This window comes from Limobrevibacterium gyesilva, from assembly GCF_025989185.1.
GTDB classification, from domain to species: Bacteria; Pseudomonadota; Alphaproteobacteria; order Acetobacterales; family Acetobacteraceae; genus Limobrevibacterium; species Limobrevibacterium gyesilva.
In genome coordinates this window covers 33436-54389 of sequence record NZ_JAPDNT010000008.1, presented here as the reverse complement: position 1 = coordinate 54389, position 20954 = coordinate 33436, and the positions used below count along the sequence as shown (strand labels likewise).

Here is a 20954-nt window from a genome sequence, read left to right as displayed (position 1 = left end):
CGGGGCGGGACACAGCGACAAGCCGGGCTGACGCGGATCATTCCGCTTTTCGTATCGTGCCTGTCGTGGCAGCATGACCCGCATGCCGGCACCGGAAAGCCAGGAGCAGCAGGTCGCCAGATGCCGCGCAGCGCTGGCGGACCGGCCCGATGACGCCCACGCGCATGCCGCGCTCGGCAACGCATTGATGGCACGCGGCCGGTTCGATGACGCCATCCGCGAGTACCGGGCGGGGATCGCAGCCGCGCCCGACCTGGCCGAGTTGCACTACAATCTCGGCAACGCGCTGCTCGCCACCGGACAGCCCGAGGAAGGAGAGACGTGTTATCGCCGGGCGTTGGCAGCGGACGCCGATCATGCCGGGGCGCATAACAATCTCGGCAACGCGCTGCGGGCGCAGGGACGGCATGACGACGCCATCGATTGCTACCAGGCGGCACTGGCCATCCGGCCGGAGTATTTCGGCACGCTCAACAATATCGGCTCGGCGCTGCTGGCCCTGCACCGGCCGGAGGAGGCCGAGGCCTATCTGCGCCGGTCGCTGGCGGCCCGGCCGGACTACGCCGAGGCGTGCAACAACCTCGGCGGCGCCCTGCTGTCGCAGAACCGGCCGGACGAGGCGGTGGAATGGTTCCGGCGCGCAGTGGCCCTGGATGCCGACCAGGTGCAGGCGCGCTTCGGCGAGGGCCTCGCGCTGCTGTCCATGGGCGATTTCGCCAACGGCTGGAGAGCCTACGAGGCGCGCTGGCAGGATCCGCGGTTTCAGGAGGACATGCCGGATTTTCCCGACGAACCCTGGCGCGGCAGCGAGGACGTCGCCGGACGCAGAGTGCTGCTGCATGCCGAGCAGGGCCTGGGCGACAGCATCCAGTTCGTCCGCTACGCGCAGCTCGTGCGCCGCCGTGGCGCGCATATCGTGCTGCAGGTGCAGGAGCCGCTGGTGGGTTTGCTGCGGCCGCTCGCCGACAGCGTCATCGCGCAAGGCGATCACCCGCGAGACGATCCCCTGCCCGCCTATGATGTCCGCTGCCCGTTGCTGAGCCTGCCATTGGCCTTCGCGACCGGGCTCACAACGATTCCCGCCGATGTCCCCTATCTGCACCCGGCCGCCGATCGCGTTGCCGCCTGGGCGTGCCGCCTGGGGCCGCGCACGCGGCGGCGCGTCGGGGTCGCCTGGTCAGGCAGCGCCGACCATCCCGAGGACGCCCTGCGCTCGATCCCGGCCGGGCAGTTGCTGCCCACACTCGCGGCCACCGGCGTGGAGCTGCACGTGGTGCAAAAGGACATCCGCGAATCCGACGCCGCCTTCCTCGCCGCCGCGCCGCACATCCGCAATCACGCCGGTCTGCTGAGCGATTTCGGCGAGACCGCCGCCCTGCTCGCTTGCATGGATCTGGTGATCTCGGTCGACACCGCGGTGGCCCATCTCGCCGGCGCGATGGGGCTTGCGACCTGGATCATGGTTCAGGCGAGCGCCGATTTCCGCTGGATGCGCGGGCGCACCGACACGCCCTGGTATCCCACCGCGCGGCTGTTCCGCCAGGCGAACCTACGCGAATGGGAACCGACGATCGCGGCAGTGGCGGCGGCCCTCGCCGGCTGAGCTATGAGCGCCCGGCGTCCACCGTCCATGTCTGGGCGGTGCACATGCGGCTGTCGTCGGATGCCAGCCACAGCACCAACCGCGCCACATCGTCCGGCATCAGCATCTGCTTCAGGCACTGCGCCTTCAATGTCGCGGCCTCGGCCTCCGGCGTCAGCCACAGCGCCTTCTGCCGCTCGGTCATGATCCAGCCGGGGATGACGCAATTCACGCGGATGTTGTCGGCGCCGAGGTCGCGGGCGAAGCTGCGGGTCAGCCCCTCCACCCCGGCCTTGGCGGTGGTGTAGGCGGGCATGCCGCCCTGGGCCAGGTGCCAGCTGACCGAGCCGAAATTGATGATCGATCCCCGGCGCTGCTGCTGCATCATCGGCGCCACCGCCTGGATGGCGAAGAACTGGTGCCGCAGGTTCACCTGCAGCCGCTCTTCCCAGTAGTCGACCGTCATGTCCTGCCAATTGTGGCGCTGGTCGTGGGCGGCGTTGTTGACCAGCACCGCGACCGGGCCAAGTTCCTGTGCCGCCATCCTTACGGCGGATTGCAAAGACGGGATGTCGCGCAGGTCGCAGGGGATGAACAGCGGCTTCGCATGCCCCGCCGCGGCCACGGCATCGGCGACTGATGCGGCCGCGTCGGCCTGGATATCCACGAAGGCCACCCGCGCGCCCTGGGCGGCAAAATGCGCGACATGCGCCGCCCCGATGCCCGAGGCGCCGCCGGTAACGAACACCACGCGGTCACGCAGGCTGGGATAGACGGCATCATCGGGGTGCATGATCGTTTCCCTCGGCGCGGTTGCGATGCGGCGGCCGTTCTGGTGCGGCCCGGCACATCGGTAGTGCGCGGCCGGTTATGGCGTCAAGCACGGCAGCGGGTGGTTCGGCCATCGGTTGACAGCGCGGCGGCCGCGGCACCACGCTTCGGCGCTGCCGAAACGACACGCATTGCGCGCAACAAGATCGAGAGGAGCCGACCGCATGACCGACAGACTCAGGCGCCGAACGCTGCTGGGTGGGCTGGCCGGGGCACCGCTGCTGTCCGCCGCCGCCGGCGCCCAGGGGCTTTCCTTTCCGAAATCCCCTTTGCAGGTCTCGATCCTCGACGTCGGCGGCGCGCTCGCGCTGATGCAGGCGGCGTTCGACGCCTATGCCAAGGCAAGGCCCGATCTCGTTTCCCGCCTCGTCTACACCAAGGCGCCGGCGCCGGAGCTCGGCGCCAAGCTGAAGGCGCAGCAGAATGCCGGCCGTGTCGATATCGACATGGTGCTGACCGGCAGCGACGGCCTCGCCGCAGGGTTGGAGCAGGGATCGTGGATCCAGCTTCTGCCGGCACATGCCAGCCGCCTCCCGGGACTGGAGGAGAACTACGAGCCGGCGGCACTGAACCTGCACCGCGCGCAGGGCCAGGGCTATGGCGTCGTCATCAACTACTATCCCTCCGGCCCGCTGCTGGAATACCTGCCGGAGCGTGTCGCAACGCCCCCCGCCACCGCCGAGGAATTGCTGGCCTGGGCGAAGGCGCATCCCAACCGCTTCATGTATGCCCGGCCCGCCAATTCCGGCCCCGGCCGGACCTTCATGATGGGCCTGCCCTATCTGCTGGGCGACACCGACCCGAAGGACCCGGAGCGGGGCTGGGAAAAGACCTGGGCGTATCTGGAAGCGCTGAACCCCCTCATCGAATACTACCCGGCCGGCACGGGTGCGACCATGAAGGAGCTGGGCGAAGGCTCACGCGACATGATCGTGTCCACGACCGGATGGGACATCAATCCGCGCGTGCTCGGCGTGGTGCCGAAGGAAGCGAGGATCGCCACGCTGAAGGGCTTCCACTGGGTATCCGACGCGTTCTTCATCTGCATCCCGAAAGGCGTCTCGGACGAAAAGCTTGCGGTGCTGCTGGACCTGATCGGCTTCCTGCTGAAGCCGGAGCAGCAGGCGGTGTCGTATGACGAGGGCTATCTGTATCCCGGCCCCGCGGTGAAGAACGTGCCGCTGTCGATGGCGCCGAAGAAAAGCCAGGACGCCATCGCCGAGTTCGGCCGCCCGGAATATGCGGCGCTGATCCGGGACAATCCGATCGAGCTGCCGCTGACGCCGGAGAAGATGGTGCGCGCCTTCCGCATCTGGGACGAGCGGATCGGCTCCAAAAAGGGCCGCTGATCGGAAGGCCCGCGAAGAACCCGCCTCCAGAACACCGGGGCCGCCGCCCGCTCCACGCTGACCGAATGCACGCGCAACCGGCCCCGGTTTCCGCCCCTGGCGCCATCTGATAGAACCGGCTGCCGCTCCGGTGGCGGCGCTTGAGACGGGGGACAGACCATATGACTCGTATCGGAAGCCGCACCGCGCTCGCCGCCCTCGCGGTCATGCTGCCATTCGCCGTGGGGCTGCCGACGGCCGCGGCGCAGACGCTGGAGATCGCCACCGACCAGTCTCCGGTCGGGCTTGACCCGCATGTCGCCACCGCCTTCTCCACCGCGCTGATCGACAGCAACATCTACGAGGGCCTCACGGCCGTCGACACGGATCTGCGCACGGTGCCGTCGCTGGCCGAATCCTGGACCGTGTCGCCGGACGGGCTGACCTACGTGTTCCGCCTGCGCGCGGGCGCCACGTTCCACAATGGCCGGGCCGTCACGCCCCAGGACATCATCGCCAATATCGAACGCGTGCGCGATCCCAAGACCGCCTCGCCCTTCGCCTCCCGCTTCACCGGCATCAAGGGCATGGAGGCGGTCGGCGCCAACGAATTGCGCCTGACGCTCGACGCGCCGTCCGCGCCGTTGCTGTCCCAGCTTGCCACCCTGGCCATCGTCGCACCCGAGGCCGCCGCGACGCTGGGCCGCGTGCCGGTCGGCACCGGGCCGTTCAGGTTCAAGGAATGGGTGCCGGATACCTACATCACGCTGGAACGCAATCCCGCCTACTGGGAGAAGGGGCTGCCCTATCTCGGCGGGCTCAAGTTCAACATCGTGCCGGAGTCCGCCACGCGCGAAGCCGGGATCGCCAGCGGCACCTATCGCCTGATGCCCGTCGTCGACGCCGCGGCGGCCGCCGCACTCGCCGGCAAGCCGGGCGTGCGGCTGCTGCAGACGCAGGACCTCGCATACAGCCTGATCGGCCTGAACACGTCCAAGGCGCCGTTCGACAAGCCGGCGGTGCGCGAAGCATTCAACCTGGCCATCGACCGGGCGCAACTGGTGCAGGCCGTGTATTTCGGCCGCGGCGTGCCGGGCGGGCCGCTGTCGCCGGCGCTGACGCAATGGGCGCTGCCGGTCAGCGCATTCCCCTGCTACACGCCCGATGCCGCGGCGGCGCAGAAGAAGCTTCAGGAAGCCGGCATCACCGGCAAGCTGAAGGTCACGCTGAACGTGCTGGGCTCGCTGCAGCAGGTGGTGGATGTGGCGCAGGTGGTGCAGGCCCAGCTCAACAAGGCCGGCTTCGACGTGCAGCTCAACGTGCAGGAGCAGGGCAAGTTCATCGCCGACTGGCGCGCCAGCAATTTCGAGGGCTTCGTGTCACTGAACTCCGGCAGCCCGGACCCCGACGATTATTTCGGCCGCGCCTTCCAGACCGGCGGCGCCACCAATGTCTACAAGTATTCCAATCCCGATCTGGACAAGCTGCTGATCGCCGCGCGCGCCGAGACCGACCCCAAGGCGCGCAAGCAGCTGTACGACGGCGCCCAGCGCATCCTGGCCTGCACGGGGCCCGCGATCGACCTCGCCTATGGCACGCTCTTCGCCGCCGTGCGCGGCGACGTGCAGGGCTTCACGCCGATGGCCACACGCTCCCTGCGAACCCTGCGGGAGGCCAAGATCGCTCCGTGACCAGGGCGATCCTGAGCCGCGGCGGCGAATTGCTGTTCGTCGCCTTCGGCGTGTCGGTGCTGACCTTCCTGATGATCCACCTGGTGCCCGGCGACGCGGCCCAGGTGATGCTGGGGGCCGCCGACGCCTCGCCGGAGAAGATCGCGGCCCTGCGCCACCAGCTCGGCCTGGACCAGACGCTGGTGGCACAATACGCGCACTGGATCGCCGGCGCGCTGCAAGGCGACCTCGGCACCAGCGTCTGGACCGGGCGCCCGGTCATCGAGGAGATCGCCGGCCGCGTGGGCGTGACGATCGAGCTCACTGTGCTGTCGCTCACCGCCGCCATCGTCATCGCGCTGCCGGCGGGATGCCTGATGGCCACGCTGCGCTCCTCCACCGCCGAGTACGCGGTGCGCGTGCTGTCGGTGGCGGGCATCACGGTGCCGTCGTTCTGGCTCGGCGCGATGCTGCTCTACGGGGCCGCCGCGGTGGCGCCGAATATGCAGGTGGTCGGCTACGTGCCGTTCGCGCAGGACCCGTTGGCGAACCTGCAGCGGATGCTGCTGCCCACCATCGCGCTCGCCCTGCCGGTGGTCGCGTCGCTGGCGCGGGTGGTGCGCGCGTCCATGCAGGAGGCGCTCGGCCAGGACTACGTGCGCACTGCGCGCGCCAAGGGGCTGACCGAACGCCGCGTTATCTTCGCCCATGCCCTGCGCAACGCGCTGATCCCGTTCCTGACCACGGTCGGCATCATGGCCGGCTACCTGTTCGGCGGATCGGTGGTGGTGGAGCAGGTGTTCGCCCTGCCCGGGCTCGGCCGGCTGATGGTCGGCGCCATCGCCGAGCGCAACTACCCGTTGATCCAGGCGGCGATCCTGCTGGCGACCGTGACCTTCGTGCTGGTCAATTTCCTCGTCGACCTGCTCTACATCGCCGCCGATCCACGCGCGCGGCGCACATGAACCGGGCCAATCCGCTGCTCTGGCTGGGCGCCGCGCTGGTGGTGGTGCAGGCGCTGGCGGCGCTGGCATCGCCGTGGATCGCGCCGTACGACCCGAACGTGCAGGACATCCTGGCACGGCTGCAGGGACCCGGCGCCGCGCATTGGCTGGGCACCGACAATTTCGGTCGCGACACGCTGTCGCGCGCGCTGTTCGGCTATCGCACCCTGTTCACGATCTCGGCCGCCTCCGTCCTCGGCGCGCTGGCGGTCGGCGGCACGCTTGGCGTGCTGGCGGCGTGGCGCGGCGGCTGGATGGACAAGGTGGCCATGCGGTTGATGGACGTGTTGTTCGCCTTCCCGATCATCCTGCTGGCGATCGGGATCATCGCCGTGCTCGGCCCTGGCGCGTTCAGCACGGCGATCGCCATCGGCGTCGTCTACACGCCCATCTTCGCACGCATGCTGCGGGCCCCCACGCTGCTGCTGAAGGACAGCGAATACGTCGCCGCTGCGCGCGCGATCGGCGCCAGCGACCGGCGCATCCTCGGCCGCCACCTGCTGCCGAACCTCAGCCCGGTGATCCTGGTGCAGGCCAGCCTGTCGCTGTCCACCGCCATCCTGGTGGAGGCGTCGCTGTCCTTCCTGGGCCTGGGCACCCAGCCACCCACCGCCTCGCTGGGCCGGATGCTGGCGGAAAGCCGCAACTTCCTGAATTTCTCGCCGTGGCCCGCGGTGTTCTCGGGGGCCGCCATCCTGCTCGCGGCGCTGGGCTTCAACCTGTTCGGCGACGGGCTGCAGGACCGCCTCGACCCCAGGCTGCGGAGCCGGCGATGACCCTGATGCGCGACGAAACCATCGCGGCGGCCGAGGCCGTTGCAAGCTGCCTGGCGCAGCGCGCCGCCTTCACCGCACTCGGCGCCCGGCTGCGCGCGCTGGACCCGCCCTTCGTCGTCGTCTGCGCGCGCGGCAGTTCGTCGCATGCCGGCACCTATCTGCGCGTGCTGCTGGGCAAGCAACTCGGGCTGGTCGCCGCCGCGGCGATGCCCTCGATCGCGTCGGTGTATCACCGGCCGCAGCGCCTGCACGGCGCGTTGTTCATCGCCATCTCGCAATCCGGCGGCAGCCCCGACGTCCTCGCCTCCGCCGAGCAGGCGCGGGCCGCCGGCGCGCTGACGCTGGCCATCGTCAACAACGCCGCCTCGCCGCTCGCGCAGGCCTGCGAACACGTGCTGGACATGGCCGCCGGCCCCGAGCGCAGCGTGGCCGCCACCAAGACCGTGCTTGCCAGCCTCGCCGCTTCGCTCGCACTGGTGGATGCATGGCAGGACGGCGCACCGGCCGCCGCGGCGCTGGCGGCGCTGCCGACCCGGCTCGCCGAGGCCACGGCACTGGACTGGTCCCCACTCACCCACGTGCTGGCGCACACCGACCGCATCTTCGCGGTCGGGCGTGGCCCGGCCCTCGGCATTGCCAAGGAAGCGGCACTGAAGCTGGCGGAGACCTGCGGCATCGCCGGCATGGCGTTCAGCGCGGCAGAGCTGGCCCATGGCCCGATGGCGCTGGCAGGGCCCGCCTTCCCGGTGCTGGCCTTCCTGCAGAACGACGCGAGCCGTCCGCATTCCGAGCAGCTTCTGGCCGGCCTCGCCGCCCGCGGCGCCGCGGTGCTGACTGCCGGCGGAACGGTCGCAGGCGCGACGGCGCTGCCGGTACTGCCGCCATCGCATCCCGATGCCGACCTGCTGCCGGCGCTGGTCAGCTTCTATCTGGCCGCCGAGGCCGCCGCCCGCCGGCGCGGCCTGGACCCCGACCGACCGCCGGCGCTGCAGAAAGTGACCCGGACGATCTGAAAGTCAGATCCGCCCGTAGCTGTCCTCCAGCCGCTCGATATCGTCCTCGGACAGGATCGGGCCGGTCTGCACCTCGATGAACACCATGTCGGTCGTGCCGGGATTGGCGATGCGGTGCACCGCGCCGGTGTCGATATGCGTGGACTGGCCGGCCGCCAGCTCGAACTGGCGCGTGCCCAACGTGGCAAGCGCGGCTCCGGCCACGATCGTCCAGTCCTCGGCACGGTGGCGATGGCGCTGCAGCGACAGGATGCCGCCCGGAATGACCCGGATCCGTTTCACGACGTAGCCGGGGCCGGCATCGAGCACCGCCCATTCGCCCCAGGGACGCCGGTCGCTCTGACCCGCCGCGTAGGTGTTGGCGGATGCCGGTCCGGTCATCGGCTGCCTCCCCACAAAGTCGATCTCATTGACCACCAAATCGTTTAAGCGTAGGGAAGTCAAACGCTCAAATCGTTTCGGATGACTCTGGCGCGTGTCATTGGCCCGCATCGCCCGCAATCTCGGCATCTCCGTCACCACCGTCTCGCGCGCCCTCGGCGGGTTCGACGATGTGGCGCCGGCAACGCGTGCGCGTGTCGCGGCGGAGGCCGAGCGGATCAACTACCGGCCCAACCAGACGGCCCGCCGACTGCGCCACGGCCGCAGCGAGGCCGTGGGCATGGTGCTGCCCGCCGCCCCGGGCCAGTTCGACGACCCGTTCTTCCTGCGCATGCTCGCGGCCATGGGGCCGCGGCTGGATCAGGCGCAACTCGACCTGCTGGTGACGACCGCCCGCCCGGGTGCGGACGAGATGCGGGCCTATCGGCATCTGGTCGAGGGGCGCCGGGTCGACGGCATCCTGCTGGCGCGCACCCGCCGCCACGACGAGCGCATCGGCTATCTGCTCGACCAGCGCATGCCGTTTGTCGCCCACGGCCGCAGCGATGAGCCACGGCCCTTCGCCAGCCTGGACATCGACGGCGCGGCCGCGTGCCGGCAGGCCACCGAGCGGCTGATCGGCTTCGGGCACCGGCGCATCGGCCTGATCAATGCGGCCCCCGTCTACATGTTCGCGCATTACCGCGAAGCCGGGTGGCGCGCCGCGCTGCAGGCGGCGGGGCTTCCGCCCGGCCCCATGCAGGCGGCCGAGCCGACCGAGGAGAACGGATTCCTGGCCGCCCGCGCCCTGCTGGCCGACGCCGCGCCGCCGACCGCGCTGCTATGCGCCACCGACCGCTTGGCCGTGGGCGCCCTGCACGCCCTGGCCGATGCCGGCTTGCGGGCCGCCCGGGACGTGTCCGTCATCGGCTACGACGACCTGCCGCTGGCCACCTATACCGATCCGCCGCTGACCACGATCGAGCAGCCGGTCGAGCGCGCCGCCGCCCGCATGGTGGAGATGTTGCTGCAGTTGCTGGAGGGCGCCGACCCCGCCGGCATGCAGGAAGTCTGGCCCGCGCGGCTGATCGCCCGGGCGTCGGACGGCCCGGCCCCCACCATGACGGCGCCGCAGGGAACGGTCGGCGGCGTGGATGACCTGAAACGCGATACGGGAGGACGACATGACACGACCGGGACTTCGCGGACTTAGCGCCGCCCTGCTCGGCGCCACCTTGCTGCTCGCGCCGCCGCGGGCACACGCCGAGGACATGGTCTTCGTGTCCACGCAGATGCGCCCGATCGAGGAAGCGCAGAAAGTGCGTGACACGATCCTGAAGGATGCCCCCGCCCCGGTCGCCTATGTCACCGAGGACCCGCCGGCATTGCCGGTGCGGGTGAAGGCGGAGATGCAGGGCGGCAAGCACACGATCAGCCTGATCGGCGCACTGCATGGCGAATTGCAGCCGCTGGCGACGATGGGCGCGCTGATGACGCTCGACGACCTCGCCGCCAGGCTGAAGGAGCGCGGCATTCCCGACGAGGTGATGAAGCTCGGCCAGTTCGGCACCGGGCACCAGATGTACATCCCGTGGATGCAGGCCACCTACCTCATGGTGGCGAACAGGCAGGCCCTGCCCTACCTGCCCGCTGGCGCCGACATCAACGCCCTGACCTATGACCAGCTTCAGGCCTGGGCCGCCGCCATCCAGGAGAAGACCGGCAAGCGCATGCTCGGCTTCCCGGCCGGCCCGAAGGGGCTGATGCACCGCTTCTTCGAGGGCTTCCTGTATCCGTCCTACACCGGCGGCGTGGTGGTGCCGTTCAGATCGGACGACGCCGAGAAGATGTGGACGGCGTTCGCAGGCCTGTGGAAGACGGTGAACCCGAACTCCACCAGCTATAATTTCATGCAGGAGCCGCTGCTGGCCGGCGACGTGTGGATCGGCTTCGATCATGTCGCGCGTGTGCTCGATGCGCTGCGGCAGAAGCCGGACGACTTCGTGGCCTTCCCTGCGCCGGCCGGGCCGAAGGGTCGCGGCTACATGCCGGTGCTCGCGGGCCTGGCGGTGGCCAAGGGAGCGCCGGACGCCAACGGCGCGATGGCGCTGATCGACTATCTCGCCAAGCCGGAAACGCAGATCACCACGGCCCGCGCCGTCGGCTTCTTTCCGGTCGTCAAGGCCACCCTGCCGCCGGATCTCGATCCGGGCCTGAAGCTGGCCGTGGCCGCCATCGCCGCCACCGGCGGGGCGAAGGACGCCCTGCCGAGCCTGCTGCCGATCGGCCTCGGCCAGAAAGGCGGCGAGTTCGACAAGGTGTTCATGGACACGTTCCAGCTGGTCGTGCTGCGCGGCCAGAAGCCGCGCGCCGTGCTCGACCGCCAGGGCCAGGAGATGCAGCGGATCCTGACGGAAACCGGTGCACCGTGCTGGGCGCCGGACCCGCCGAGTCAGGGCGCATGCCAGGTCAAGTAGGGCCGTCGGTCCGGTGAGGGGGCGGATGGAAGCGGAGCCGCCGTTTCCATCCGATGCCGCATGCGCAACACCCGCTTAGCCCCCTATCTGCTGATCGCGCCGTCGCTGCTGTTCCTGGCGGTGCTGTTCCTGGTGCCGCTGGTGCAGACCGTGGCGTTGGCGTTCCAGGCCGACGGACCCGGCGGCGCGGCCTGGAGCACCGCGAATTTCGCGCGGATGGCGGGCGACCTGAATTTCGCCGACGCCATCATCAACACGTTCGAAATCGTGGTGATCGTGGTGCCGCTGCAGCTGTGCCTGGCGCTCGGCATGGCGATGATGCTGCGCCATGTGCAGCGTGGGCGCGACATCGTGCTGTGGATCTGGTCGATCCCGCTTGGCATCTCGGATCTCGCGGCGGGCCTGGTGTGGCTGGCGATCCTGACCGACCAGGGCTACCTCAATACGGTGCTGAACTGGCTGGGCGTCGTGAAGGGCCCGCAGAGCTGGCTGAGCTACGAGACACCGATCGCCCTGCTCGCCGCCATCGTGGTGGCGGAGGCATGGCGCGCCACGGCCATCGTGCTGGTGATCCTGGTCGCCGGCGTGCAGCTTGTGCCGAAGGAATACGGCGAGGCCGCCGACGTGTTCGGCGCCACCCCGTGGCAGCGTTTCACGAAGATCATGCTGCCGCTGCTGAAGCCCAGCATCCAGACCGCGCTGATCCTGCGCACGGTGCTGGCCTTCGAGATGTTCGCCATCGTGCTGTCGCTGGGTGGCCGCAACTTCCCCGTTCTGGTCAGCGAGGCTTTCACCTGGCAGTACGCCAACCAGAATTTCGGCGTCGCCGCGGCCTACGCCGTCGTGGTGATGGTGATTTCGCTGGCGGCGACGCTGGTCTATCTGCTCGCGTTGCGCACGCCGCCGGAACAGCGATGAGGAAGCGCGCATCATGACCCTGCGCCGTGGCGTCTTCCTCTCCGGCATCGCCGTGCTGTGCGCGTGGGTGCTGGTGCCGCTGTATCTGATCGCGCTGGGTGCGGTGGGCGGGCGCGATGCGGTGAACTCCTGGCCGAAATCGTTCTGGCCGGCCGAGCTTTCGCTGTCCACCATCACCGCGTTCATGAACATCGCGGGGGTGTGGACCAGCACGCTGTACAGCGTCGAGGCCGCAGTCCTGTGCATGCTCTTCTCGATCCTGCTGGGCGTGCCGGCGGGCTATGCGCTGGCGCGGTTCGCGTTTCGCGGCGCGGTCGCGTTCCGGCTGGTGGTGTTGCTGACGCGGGCGTTTCCGGTGGCGATCCTGGCGCTGCCGCTGACCGTCAGCTTCATCCGCCTGGGGTTGTACGACACGCCCCTCGGCGTCGGCCTGATGCACACCGCGCTCGCGCTGCCTTTCGCCGTGCTGGTCTCCGCCAGCCTGTTCCAGGCGATCCCGCGCGAGTTCGAGGAAGCCGCCTGGGTGTTCGGCTGCTCGGGCATCACCGCCTTCCTGCGCGTGGTGCTGCCGCTGGCGCTGCCAGGCATCGCGGCGACCGCGATCTTCGCCTTCGTGATCAGCTGGAACGAGGTGTTCGCCGCCACCGTATTGACCGTGCGACACAAGACACTGACCGCCTACCTGCTGTCGGTGCTGTCGGAAAGCCCGCTGCATGTGCAGTTCGCGGGCGGCTTCGTGCTGATCATCCCCTCCGTGCTGTTCATCTTCCTGGTGCGGCGGCATCTGTTCGCGATGTGGGGGATTGCGAATCGATGAGATGCTTTCTTGGGGAAGTGGAAGTGGACACGGAGAACACAGAGGGCCACGGAGGACACGGAGAAATGTGCACGCATCGCCGTACTGAATTACGGAGGCGGTGCTCGGGGCGCGCTTCGCGCGCAAGAATCTCTTCTCCGTGTCCTCCGTGGCCCTCTGTGTTCTCCGTGTCCACTTTTCTTCTTTTCCTTCCCCCGCAATGAAAGCCGACTGACATGGCCGAGATCGTCATCGATGCGGTCCGCAAGGCGTTCGGCCCCGTGGTCGCGCTGGAGAGCGTGTCGCTGCGCGTCGCCGACGGCGAGTTTCTCGCCCTGCTCGGCCCCTCCGGCTGCGGCAAGACCACGCTGCTGCGCATCATTGCGGGCCTTGAGACGCAGACCTCCGGCCGCGTGCTGATCGGCGGCCAGGATGTCTCCGCCCTGCCGCCGCGCAAGCGCGGGCTGGCCATGGTGTTCCAGAACTACGCGGTGTTCCCGCATATGACGGTGGCCGAGAATGTCGGCTTCGGCCTGCGCATGTCCGGCGCCGACAAGGCGCATATCGCCCGTCAGGTGGCGCAAGTCGCCGCGCTGTTGCAGATCGAGCCGTATCTGCAGCGCTATCCCGGCCAGTTGTCGGGGGGCCAGCGTCAGCGCGTGGCGGTGGCACGCGCGCTGGCGATCGAGCCCGCGGTGCTGCTGATGGACGAGCCGCTGTCGAACCTCGATGCGCTGCTGCGTCTGGAGATGCGGGCCGAGCTGAAGGGCGTGCTGCAGGCCGCCGGCACCACCACCGTGTATGTGACGCATGACCAGACCGAGGCGATGGGGCTCGCCGATCGCATCGCCGTGCTGCATGCCGGCCGCATCGTGCAGATCGACCGCCCCACCGACATCTACCGCAATCCCGCGACACGATTCGTCGGCAGCTTCGTCGGCAGCCCGCCGATGAACTTCCTGACCCTGCCGGTCGCGAACGGGCATGTCGAGCTGGGGTCGCTGCGCTTGGCCTCGCCCACCAACGCCGCCACCGTGGTGATGGGCGTCCGCGGCGAGGACCTGGAAATCACCGCCCCCGGCACCGGCTTCCCGTTCGCCGTGCGCGTGGTCGAACCGATGGGCTCGCATACGCTGCTGACCGGCAGCGTGACCGGCCAGATGATCCGCGTGGTGGCGCCCTCGGACAGCCGCCCCGCCCCCGGAGACGTGCTGCATGTGCGCCCGCTGCAGGGCCATGTCAGCTGGATGGATGCGGCCACCGGCGCCGCGCTGGAGACGAAGAACCGATGAGCGACCATTCCGACCAAACACGCACCGAACGCGCGCGCGCCACCCTGCGCGCCAACGACCGCGGCGGCTACTGCGTGCCCACCGCGCGGCTGTATCCGTTCCAGTGGAACTGGGATTCCGCCTTCGTCGCCATGGGCTGGGCCACGTTCGACGAGCCGCGCGCCTGGGACGAAATCCTGTCCCTTCTGCGTGGCCAGTGGGACGACGGGCTGATTCCGCACATCGTCTTCCACGCCCCCTCGGACGATTATTTCCCCGGCCCCGATGTCTGGCAGATCCACCACACGCCGCCGACCTCCGGCATCACCCAGCCGCCGGTGCTGGCTACAGCGGCGCGGCAGTTGCTGGAGCGGGCGAAGGACCACGCCTTGGCCGAAGCGCGCATGGCCACGCTCTATCCGCGGCTGCTGCTGAACCATCGCTGGTGGCAGCAGGCGCGCGACCCGGCCCGCACCGGCCTGGTGGCCACGCTGCACCCGTGGGAGACGGGGATGGACAACTCCCCCGCCTGGGACGCGGCAATGGCGCGGGTGCCCACGACCACCGAGACGGTGATCCGCCGCCGCGACACCGCGCATGTCGATCCCGCCATGCGGCCGCGCGCCGAGGACTACCAGCGCTTCATCCACCTTGTTGACGTCTTCCGCGGCGCGGGATGGGCGCCGGACCGCATGCTGGCCGCGTCGCCGTTCAAGGTCGCCGATATCGGCACCAACGCCATCCTGCTGCGCGCCGAGCGCGACCTGCTGGCGTTGGCCGAACGCTTCGGCAGTGCCGCCGAGCGCGCCGAAATCGCCGCCCGCATCGCCGGCATGCAGGCCGCGATCCAGCGTCTGTGGGATCCCGGCCTGGGCCTGTTCACCTGCCTCGACCTGATCGGCAACGCGCCGGTACGCGTGGGCACGTCGGCCGGGTTCCTGCCGCTGTACGGGCGTGCCGCCACCGCCGAGCAAGCAGCCGTCATGGCCGGAACGATGCAGGCCTGGGCGCAGCGCGTCGCGTGGCTGGTGCCCTCCACCGACCCCGCCCACCCCAGCTTCGAGCCGCTGCGCTATTGGCGCGGGCCGATCTGGGCCGTGGTGAACTGGATGATCGCGGACGGCCTGGCGCAAGCCGGGAACGCCGGGCTGGCCGCACACATCCGCGACACCACGCGCCGGCTGATCGAGGCCGGCGGACTGTCGGAGTATTTCGACCCCACCGACGGCCGGGGCGTGGGCGGCGCCGATTTCTCGTGGACCGCCGCGATCTACCTGCTGCTGACGGACGCGGCCGCCGGCTGACGACGGAACGGCGGCCGACTCGCGCTGTGCAGCAGGCTGCGCTAGACGGGCGCCGCGCGCTTGTCGGGCTGCGCACGCCCAACGCAAGATCGAGCGCGCGACGCCAGGAGAATGCATGACCAGCCCCGCTGCAAAGGCGCCAACGACCGTAGATCCCGTGCCTTGCCTTGCCGTGCCGCCGCTTTCCGACGCCGCCCGCCATGACGCCAATGCACGCCTGGCGCGCCCCACCCGCGCCATCAATCACGTGATCGCCTACGGCCAGTCGCTTTCCAGCGGCTGGGAAGGCTGGCCGGCTTTGTCAGTGGTGCCGCATCACGATTCGCTGATGCTCGGCGGCAGCGTGCGCCCGCGGAACGAAGCGGCCCCCCGCTGGCAACCGGTCGGGGATGCGACGTTCCTGCCGCTGATCGCCACGGTGCAGCCTGTCGGCGAAGGCGGCCTGATGACACCTGAGCAGGTGGCGGCATTGCAGCCTCGCGCGAGCCCACTCGGCGAGACGGTCCTCGAAGGCGCGTTGAACACCTGGCGGGCGCGGATGCTGGCCATGCCCGGCGCCACGCCGGGCGCGAACAGGCTGCTGGCGAGCACCTGCGGCGTGGGTGGCCGGTCGCTGGAGCAGTTGTCGAAAGGCGCCGCGCCCGAACTGTTCAACCGGCTGCGCGACTGCGCCACCGCGGCGAAGCAGGCCGCGGCAACGGCCGGGCATGATTACGGCGTGACTGCCCTGCTGTTCCTGCAAGGCGAGCACAACAACTGGGGCCTCAACGGCAGCACGGCGGACCGCATCGCCTACAAGGCGCTGCTGCGGCGCTTCCGCGATGATTTCCTCGACGACGTGGCGGTCGGCATCGCCGGCCAGGCCACGCCGTCGGCGATGTTCATGTACCAGACCGGTGCCGCCTACTCGAACGAAACGATGTCGGTTCCGCAAGCGCAGCTGGAGACCGCGCTGGAGGTGCCGGGCTGCTTTCTTGCGGCGCCGGTCTATCCCGTGACCGACAAAGGCGGGCATCTGGACGCCAACGGCTATCGCTGGCTCGGCGTGCAGTTCGGCAAGGTGATGCACCGCGTGCTGACGCTCGGCGAGGACTGGAAGCCGCTGCACCCGCTGCGGGCCGTGCTGGACGACCGCAGCCTGCGGGTGACGTTTCATGTGCCGGTCCCGCCATTGGCCTGGGGACGGCCGTTCATCGGCCACCGGGCCGCCGAGATCGCCGACAAGGGGTTCTCGGTGGTGGACGATGCCGGCGTGGTGCCCATCCTGAGCGTCGAGTTGGACGGCGCCGATGCGGTGCGGATCACGCTGGAGCGGACACCCGGCCCCGAGGCCGTCCTGCGCTATGCCGCCCGGCGGACTGCCGGCAGGGGCTGCCTGCATGACAGCGACGACGACACCGCCGAGGCGTGCTACGCGTTCGATGCCGATAGCGGCCATTATCCGAGCGCCGAAATCCCCGAGCTGGTCGGACGGCCTTATCCGCTGATGAACTGGTGCGTCGGCTTCGCTTTGCCGATCCCGCCGGAACCGCCATCGATCGTGGCGCACGCGCCGGCAGCACTGCCTGAGCCGCCGCCTGCCGCCGAACCGCCGGTGACAGCTGCGACGTCCGCGGCGTGGGACATCCTGCTTGGCGCCGGCGACGTTCCCGTTCCGGCGCCGCGCGTGGGCAAGGTGCGGCAGCTGCTGGCGAGGCTGCGGGGAAGCTGAGCCGACCGGCCTGCCGACATGGACGCGCGGCCGCACGGGGGCGAGCCGGCGTAAGTCAGCCGATCGTCTCGGCGTGGTGGCAGGCCACGGCATGCCCGGCGATGAGGCGTGGCTCCGGCCGCTCGGCCGTGCAGCGCTCCGTGGCGTAAGGGCAGCGGCTGGCGAAGGCGCAGCCGGGCGGCGGGTTGAGTGGCGACGGCAGCTCGCCCTTGATGGTGATGGTGGTCTTGCGATGGCGCGGATCGACCGATGGCGTGGCTGCCAGCAGCACGCGCGTATAGGGGTGGCGCGGCTGCGCGAAGATGCTCTCTTTCGGCCCATGCTCCACCGGGCGGCCGCAATACATCACCATCACCTCGCGGGCGATGAGGCGCACCACCGACAGGTCGTGGCTGATGAACAGATAGGCCAGGCGGAATTCGTCCTGCAGGTCCATCATCAGGTTCAGCACCTGCGCCTGGATGGACACATCGAGCGCCGAGACCGGTTCGTCGGCCACCACCACGCGCGGGTTCAGCATCAGCGCGCGGGCGATGGCGATGCGCTGGCGCTGGCCGCCGGAGAACATGTGGGGATAGCGGCCGAACTGGTCCTGGCGCAGGCCCACCTTCTCCATCATGGCGCGGGCAGCGGCCTCGCGCTCCCTGGCGTTGCCGCGGCCGTTGATCGTCAGCGGCTCCTGCAGGATTGCGCCCACGGTCTTGCGCGGGTTCAGCGAGCCGTAGGGGTTCTGGAACACCATCTGCACGGACGTGCGCAGGGCCTGGCGCGCGGCGGCGTCGGTGGTGGGGTGGCCATCGATATGCAGCTCGCCCTCGGTGGGCGTCTCCAGCAGGGTTGCCACGCGGGCCAGCGTGGATTTGCCGCAGCCGGATTCGCCGACCACGGCGAGGGTCTCGCCTTCCCGCAGGGTGAAGGACACGCCGTCCACGGCTTTCACCGTGCCCTTCCTGCTGAACAACCCGCTGCCGACGCTGTAGTAGCGACGGATGTCGCGTGCCTGCATCAACGTGGTCATGCCGCCACGCCCGTGGGCTGGCCCGCCGCATCCAGCGGCGTATGGCAACGCGCGCGCGCGCCGGCCGGGCCTTCCAATTGCGGCGGCGTGGTCAGGCAGCGTTCCTGCACGAAACGGCAGCGCGGATTGAACAGGCAGCCCGACGGCCGGTCGTCGATGCCCGGCACCACGCCGGGGATGGTCGGCAGGCGTGCGCGGCCCATGGCGCGTTCCGGCAGCGCGTCCAGCAGCGCCGCCGTGTAGGGATGGCGGGGCGCCGAGAACAGACTGTCGGTAAGCTGCTCCTCGACCATCTGGCCGGCATACATCACCTGCACGCGCTGCGCGGTCTCGGCGACGACGCCCATGTCGTGGGTGATCAGCGCCAACGCCATGCCGCCCTGCTTCTGCAGGCTGATCAGCAGGTCCAGGATCTGTTTCTGGATGGTGACATCCAGCGCCGTGGTGGGCTCGTCGGCGATCAGCAGGCGCGGGTTGCAGGCGATGGCCATGGCGATCATGACACGCTGGTTCATGCCGCCCGAGAGCTGGTGCGGAAACGCCCCCATCCGCGAGGCGGGGGCGGGAATGCCCACCTGGTCGAGCAGCTCGACCACCCGGTCGCGCACCTTGGGTTTCGCGACGGCGTTGTGCGCGCGCAGGGCTTCGGCGATCTGCCAGCCCACGGGATAGCAGGGGTTCAGCGAGGACATCGGTTCCTGGAACACCATCGCCATGTCCTTGCCGACCAGCTTGCGGCGCTGGCGCGACGGCAGGCCCAGCAGATCTGTGCCGGCGAAGCGCATAACGTCCGCAGTCACGCGGCCCGGCCAGGCGATCAGCCCCATCACCGCCAGCATGGAGACGGACTTCCCCGAGCCGGATTCACCGACGACGCACAGGATCTCGCCTTCGTCGATGGTCACGTCCACGCCGTCCACGGCACGGAAGCGGCCGCGCGCGGTCGCGAACTCCACGGCGAGGTTGCGGATTTCCAGCAGGGCCATCAGCGTTTCAGCTTCGGATCGAGGGCGTCGCGCAACCCGTCGCCGAACAGGTTGAAGGCCATCACCGTCAGCAGGATGGCGAAGCCCGGGAAGGCCAGCACCCACCAGGCACGCTGGTAGTATTGCAGCGAGCCCGACAGCATGGTGCCCCATTCCGGCGTGGGCGGCTGCGCGCCCAGGCCCAGGAAGCCGAGCGCCGCCGCATCCAGGATGGCGGTGGCGAAGCCGAGGCTGACCTGCACGATCAGCGGCGCCAGGCAGTTCGGCAGCACCGTGTCGAACATCAGCCGCAGCGACCCGGCGCCGGCGCAGCGCGTGGCGGTGACGTAGTCGCGTGCCAGTTCCGACAGTGCGGAGGCGCGGGCGAGCCGGGTATAGCCGGGCAGCGTCACCACCACCACCGCCAGCATGGCGTTGAACAATCCCGGGCCAAGGATGGCCACGATGACGATGGCCAGCAGAAGCGAGGGGAACACCAGCAGGATGTCCATCACCCGCATGATGACGATGTCGACCATCCCGCCGGCGAAGGCCGCGGTCAGGCCCAGGATGGTGCCGGCGACCAGCGACAGGCTCGCCACCGAAAAGCCGATGATCAGCGATAGCCGCGCGCCGTAGATCAGGCGCGAGAGCATATCGCGGCCCACGTCGTCGGTTCCCAGCAGGAAGGCCGGGTCGCCGCCCGCCTCCCAGATCGGCGGCGTCAGGAAATGGCTGCGGAACTGCTCGATCGGCGAATGCGGCGCGATCACATCGGCCAGCGCCGCCACCACGATCAGGACCACCATGATGCCCAGGCCCAGCACGGCGCCGCGATTCTCCGCGAAGCTGCGCCAGAACAGGCGGAGGCGGCCTGGTATGGCGGGTGCGGCCGCTTGAATGGAGAGCTCGGACATCAGCGGCGGATCCGTGGGTTGAGGAAGCTGTAGGTCACGTCGACGCCGAGATTGACCAGGATCACCAGCACCGCCACCAGCAGCGTGCCGCCCTGCAGCACCGGATAGTCGCGGCGCTGGATGCTCTCGACCAGCCAGTGCCCGACACCGGGCCAGGAGAAGATCGTCTCGGTCAGGATCGCGCCGCCCAGCAGCGAGCTTACGCTCAGGCCGATCACGGTCACCACGGGGATCAACGCGTTGCGCAGCGCGTGCACCACCACCACGCGCGGCACGCTCAGGCCCTTGGCCCGCGCCGTGCGGATATAGTCCTCGTTCAGCACTTCCAGCATGGACGAACGCGTCATGCGCGCGATGGTGGCAAGCGGAATGGTGCCCAGCACGATCATCGGCAGGATCAGGTGACCCCAGGCCGAAGCGCAGGCGCCGGCCTCGTCGGCGAACCAGCAATCCACCAGCATGAAGCCCGACCACGGCTCGACGAAATAGATGTCGCTGATCCGACCGGAGACGGGCGTCCAGCCCAGCGACACCGAGAACACCAGGATCACCATGAGCCCCCACCAGAAGATCGGCATGGAGGCCCCGGTGACCGACAATCCCATCAACCCGTAGTCGAAGGCCGAGCCGCGCCGCACCGCCGCGATCACCCCGAGCGGCAGCCCCACCACCATGGCGAAGATGATCGCGCAGACCGCCAGTTCGACAGTGGCGGGAAACAGCGTGGTGAATTCGTTCCACACCGTATCGCGCGTCACCACCGACACGCCCAGGTCGCCGTGGGCAAGCTGCACCTCGTAGGTGAGGAACTGCTGCCACAGCGGCTGGTCCAGCCCGAATTCATGGCGCAGCTGGGCCAGCCGTTCCGGTGCGATCCCGTGCTCGCCGACCCGCACTTCAATGGGATCGCCGGGCACAAGGTGGATCAGCATGAAGCTGAGGAACGTCACGCCGACGAAGGTCGGAATGATCAGCGTGACGCGCCGGAGCAGAAATCGAAGCACGTATCGATA

The 20954-nt window shown here is 69.4% G+C and carries 19 protein-coding genes; 13 read left to right on the top strand and 6 right to left on the bottom strand.

Annotated features, from left to right (window positions below):
• Nucleotides 1–82: 82 nt before the first annotated feature.
• The gene (locus OL599_RS12320; protein WP_264714072.1) at nucleotides 83–1603 is read left to right on the top strand and encodes a tetratricopeptide repeat protein; all 1521 of its coding nucleotides are present in this window, start codon (nucleotides 83–85) and stop codon (nucleotides 1601–1603) included.
• Between the two features lies 1 nt (nucleotide 1604).
• On the opposite strand, the gene OL599_RS12315 is transcribed toward OL599_RS12320, so the two are convergent.
• Nucleotides 1605–2375 carry an SDR family NAD(P)-dependent oxidoreductase gene (locus tag OL599_RS12315; RefSeq protein ID WP_264714071.1) on the bottom strand — a complete coding sequence of 257 codons (771 nt, stop codon included), beginning with the start codon at nucleotides 2373–2375 and terminating at the stop codon, nucleotides 1605–1607.
• Between the two features lie 202 nt (nucleotides 2376–2577).
• On the opposite strand from OL599_RS12315, the gene OL599_RS12310 reads away from it, so the two are divergent.
• The 5 genes from OL599_RS12310 (at nucleotide 2578) to OL599_RS12290 (ending at nucleotide 8204) form a co-directional block, all read left to right on the top strand.
• Nucleotides 2578–3762: an extracellular solute-binding protein gene (locus tag OL599_RS12310; protein ID WP_264714069.1), complete on the top strand. Its 1185-nt coding sequence runs from the start codon at nucleotides 2578–2580 to the stop codon at nucleotides 3760–3762.
• Between the two features lie 161 nt (nucleotides 3763–3923).
• A complete protein-coding gene (locus OL599_RS12305) occupies nucleotides 3924–5432 on the top strand; it encodes an ABC transporter substrate-binding protein (protein ID WP_264714068.1) in 1509 nt (502 codons plus the stop codon).
• Nucleotides 5429–6376: an ABC transporter permease gene (locus tag OL599_RS12300; RefSeq protein ID WP_264714066.1), complete on the top strand. Its 948-nt coding sequence runs from the start codon at nucleotides 5429–5431 to the stop codon at nucleotides 6374–6376. The genes OL599_RS12305 and OL599_RS12300 overlap by 4 nt, the downstream gene beginning before the upstream one ends.
• Complete coding sequence (locus OL599_RS12295; protein WP_264714065.1) at nucleotides 6373–7191, top strand: ABC transporter permease; 819 nt, start codon at nucleotides 6373–6375, stop codon at nucleotides 7189–7191. Before OL599_RS12300 ends, OL599_RS12295 begins: the two co-directional genes overlap by 4 nt.
• The gene (locus tag OL599_RS12290; RefSeq protein WP_264714064.1) at nucleotides 7188–8204 is read left to right on the top strand and encodes an SIS domain-containing protein; all 1017 of its coding nucleotides are present in this window, start codon (nucleotides 7188–7190) and stop codon (nucleotides 8202–8204) included. Before OL599_RS12295 ends, OL599_RS12290 begins: the two co-directional genes overlap by 4 nt.
• 3 nt (nucleotides 8205–8207) lie before the next feature.
• On the opposite strand, the gene OL599_RS12285 is transcribed toward OL599_RS12290, so the two are convergent.
• A complete protein-coding gene (locus tag OL599_RS12285; RefSeq protein WP_264714063.1) occupies nucleotides 8208–8585 on the bottom strand; it encodes a phosphomannose isomerase type II C-terminal cupin domain in 378 nt (125 codons plus the stop codon).
• Nucleotides 8586–8679: 94 nt separating this feature from the next.
• Between OL599_RS12285 and OL599_RS12280 the strand changes: the two genes are divergently transcribed.
• From OL599_RS12280 to OL599_RS12250, 7 genes are all read left to right on the top strand, one after another.
• Entirely contained in the window at nucleotides 8680–9777 is a 1098-nt protein-coding gene (locus tag OL599_RS12280) for a substrate-binding domain-containing protein (protein ID WP_264714062.1), read from the top strand.
• Complete coding sequence (locus OL599_RS12275) at nucleotides 9749–11041, top strand: ABC transporter substrate-binding protein (RefSeq protein WP_264714061.1); 1293 nt, start codon at nucleotides 9749–9751, stop codon at nucleotides 11039–11041. The genes OL599_RS12280 and OL599_RS12275 overlap by 29 nt, the downstream gene beginning before the upstream one ends.
• Nucleotides 11042–11101: 60 nt before the next feature.
• Complete coding sequence (locus OL599_RS12270) at nucleotides 11102–11959, top strand: carbohydrate ABC transporter permease (RefSeq protein ID WP_264714060.1); 858 nt, start codon at nucleotides 11102–11104, stop codon at nucleotides 11957–11959.
• A 13-nt stretch (nucleotides 11960–11972) separates the two neighbouring features.
• Nucleotides 11973–12776 carry a carbohydrate ABC transporter permease gene (locus OL599_RS12265; protein WP_264714059.1) on the top strand — a complete coding sequence of 268 codons (804 nt, stop codon included), beginning with the start codon at nucleotides 11973–11975 and terminating at the stop codon, nucleotides 12774–12776.
• Between the two features lie 215 nt (nucleotides 12777–12991).
• A complete protein-coding gene (locus OL599_RS12260; RefSeq protein WP_264714058.1) occupies nucleotides 12992–14047 on the top strand; it encodes an ABC transporter ATP-binding protein in 1056 nt (351 codons plus the stop codon).
• Nucleotides 14044–15330, top strand: a complete 1287-nt coding sequence (locus OL599_RS12255; RefSeq protein WP_264714057.1) for an MGH1-like glycoside hydrolase domain-containing protein — start codon at nucleotides 14044–14046, stop codon at nucleotides 15328–15330. The genes OL599_RS12260 and OL599_RS12255 overlap by 4 nt, the downstream gene beginning before the upstream one ends.
• Before the next feature lie 115 nt (nucleotides 15331–15445).
• Entirely contained in the window at nucleotides 15446–17041 is a 1596-nt protein-coding gene (locus OL599_RS12250; RefSeq protein ID WP_264714056.1) for a hypothetical protein, read from the top strand.
• A 55-nt stretch (nucleotides 17042–17096) separates the two neighbouring features.
• Here the strand turns inward: OL599_RS12250 and OL599_RS12245 are convergent, their stop codons facing one another.
• Genes OL599_RS12245 through OL599_RS12230 form a run of 4 tightly spaced genes read right to left on the bottom strand, consistent with a single transcriptional unit; the run spans nucleotide 17097 to nucleotide 20945 of the window.
• Complete coding sequence (locus OL599_RS12245; RefSeq protein ID WP_264714055.1) at nucleotides 17097–18059, bottom strand: dipeptide ABC transporter ATP-binding protein; 963 nt, start codon at nucleotides 18057–18059, stop codon at nucleotides 17097–17099.
• A complete protein-coding gene (locus OL599_RS12240; protein ID WP_264714054.1) occupies nucleotides 18056–19045 on the bottom strand; it encodes an ABC transporter ATP-binding protein in 990 nt (329 codons plus the stop codon). The genes OL599_RS12245 and OL599_RS12240 overlap by 4 nt, the downstream gene beginning before the upstream one ends.
• Nucleotides 19045–19941: an ABC transporter permease subunit gene (locus tag OL599_RS12235; RefSeq protein ID WP_264714053.1), complete on the bottom strand. Its 897-nt coding sequence runs from the start codon at nucleotides 19939–19941 to the stop codon at nucleotides 19045–19047. Before OL599_RS12235 ends, OL599_RS12240 begins: the two co-directional genes overlap by 1 nt.
• Nucleotides 19941–20945, bottom strand: a complete 1005-nt coding sequence (locus OL599_RS12230) for an ABC transporter permease subunit (protein WP_264714052.1) — start codon at nucleotides 20943–20945, stop codon at nucleotides 19941–19943. Before OL599_RS12230 ends, OL599_RS12235 begins: the two co-directional genes overlap by 1 nt.
• Between the last annotated feature and the right edge of the window lie 9 nt (nucleotides 20946–20954).

Bases quoted from the DNA above. Each gene is read 5' to 3' on its own strand.
- OL599_RS12320 (WP_264714072.1), top strand. From the start codon at position 83: ATGCCGGCACCGGAAAGCCAGGAGCAGCAGGTCGCCAGATGCCGCGCA.
- OL599_RS12315 (WP_264714071.1), bottom strand. From the start codon at position 2,375: ATGCACCCCGATGATGCCGTCTATCCCAGCCTGCGTGACCGCGTGGTG.
- OL599_RS12310 (WP_264714069.1), top strand. From the start codon at position 2,578: ATGACCGACAGACTCAGGCGCCGAACGCTGCTGGGTGGGCTGGCCGGG.
- OL599_RS12305 (WP_264714068.1), top strand. From the start codon at position 3,924: ATGACTCGTATCGGAAGCCGCACCGCGCTCGCCGCCCTCGCGGTCATG.
- OL599_RS12295 (WP_264714065.1), top strand. From the start codon at position 6,373: ATGAACCGGGCCAATCCGCTGCTCTGGCTGGGCGCCGCGCTGGTGGTG.
- OL599_RS12290 (WP_264714064.1), top strand. From the start codon at position 7,188: ATGACCCTGATGCGCGACGAAACCATCGCGGCGGCCGAGGCCGTTGCA.
- OL599_RS12285 (WP_264714063.1), bottom strand. From the start codon at position 8,585: ATGACCGGACCGGCATCCGCCAACACCTACGCGGCGGGTCAGAGCGAC.
- OL599_RS12275 (WP_264714061.1), top strand. From the start codon at position 9,749: ATGACACGACCGGGACTTCGCGGACTTAGCGCCGCCCTGCTCGGCGCC.
- OL599_RS12270 (WP_264714060.1), top strand. From the start codon at position 11,102: ATGCGCAACACCCGCTTAGCCCCCTATCTGCTGATCGCGCCGTCGCTG.
- OL599_RS12265 (WP_264714059.1), top strand. From the start codon at position 11,973: ATGACCCTGCGCCGTGGCGTCTTCCTCTCCGGCATCGCCGTGCTGTGC.
- OL599_RS12260 (WP_264714058.1), top strand. From the start codon at position 12,992: ATGGCCGAGATCGTCATCGATGCGGTCCGCAAGGCGTTCGGCCCCGTG.
- OL599_RS12255 (WP_264714057.1), top strand. From the start codon at position 14,044: ATGAGCGACCATTCCGACCAAACACGCACCGAACGCGCGCGCGCCACC.
- OL599_RS12250 (WP_264714056.1), top strand. From the start codon at position 15,446: ATGACCAGCCCCGCTGCAAAGGCGCCAACGACCGTAGATCCCGTGCCT.
- OL599_RS12245 (WP_264714055.1), bottom strand. From the start codon at position 18,059: ATGACCACGTTGATGCAGGCACGCGACATCCGTCGCTACTACAGCGTC.
- OL599_RS12240 (WP_264714054.1), bottom strand. From the start codon at position 19,045: ATGGCCCTGCTGGAAATCCGCAACCTCGCCGTGGAGTTCGCGACCGCG.
- OL599_RS12235 (WP_264714053.1), bottom strand. From the start codon at position 19,941: ATGTCCGAGCTCTCCATTCAAGCGGCCGCACCCGCCATACCAGGCCGC.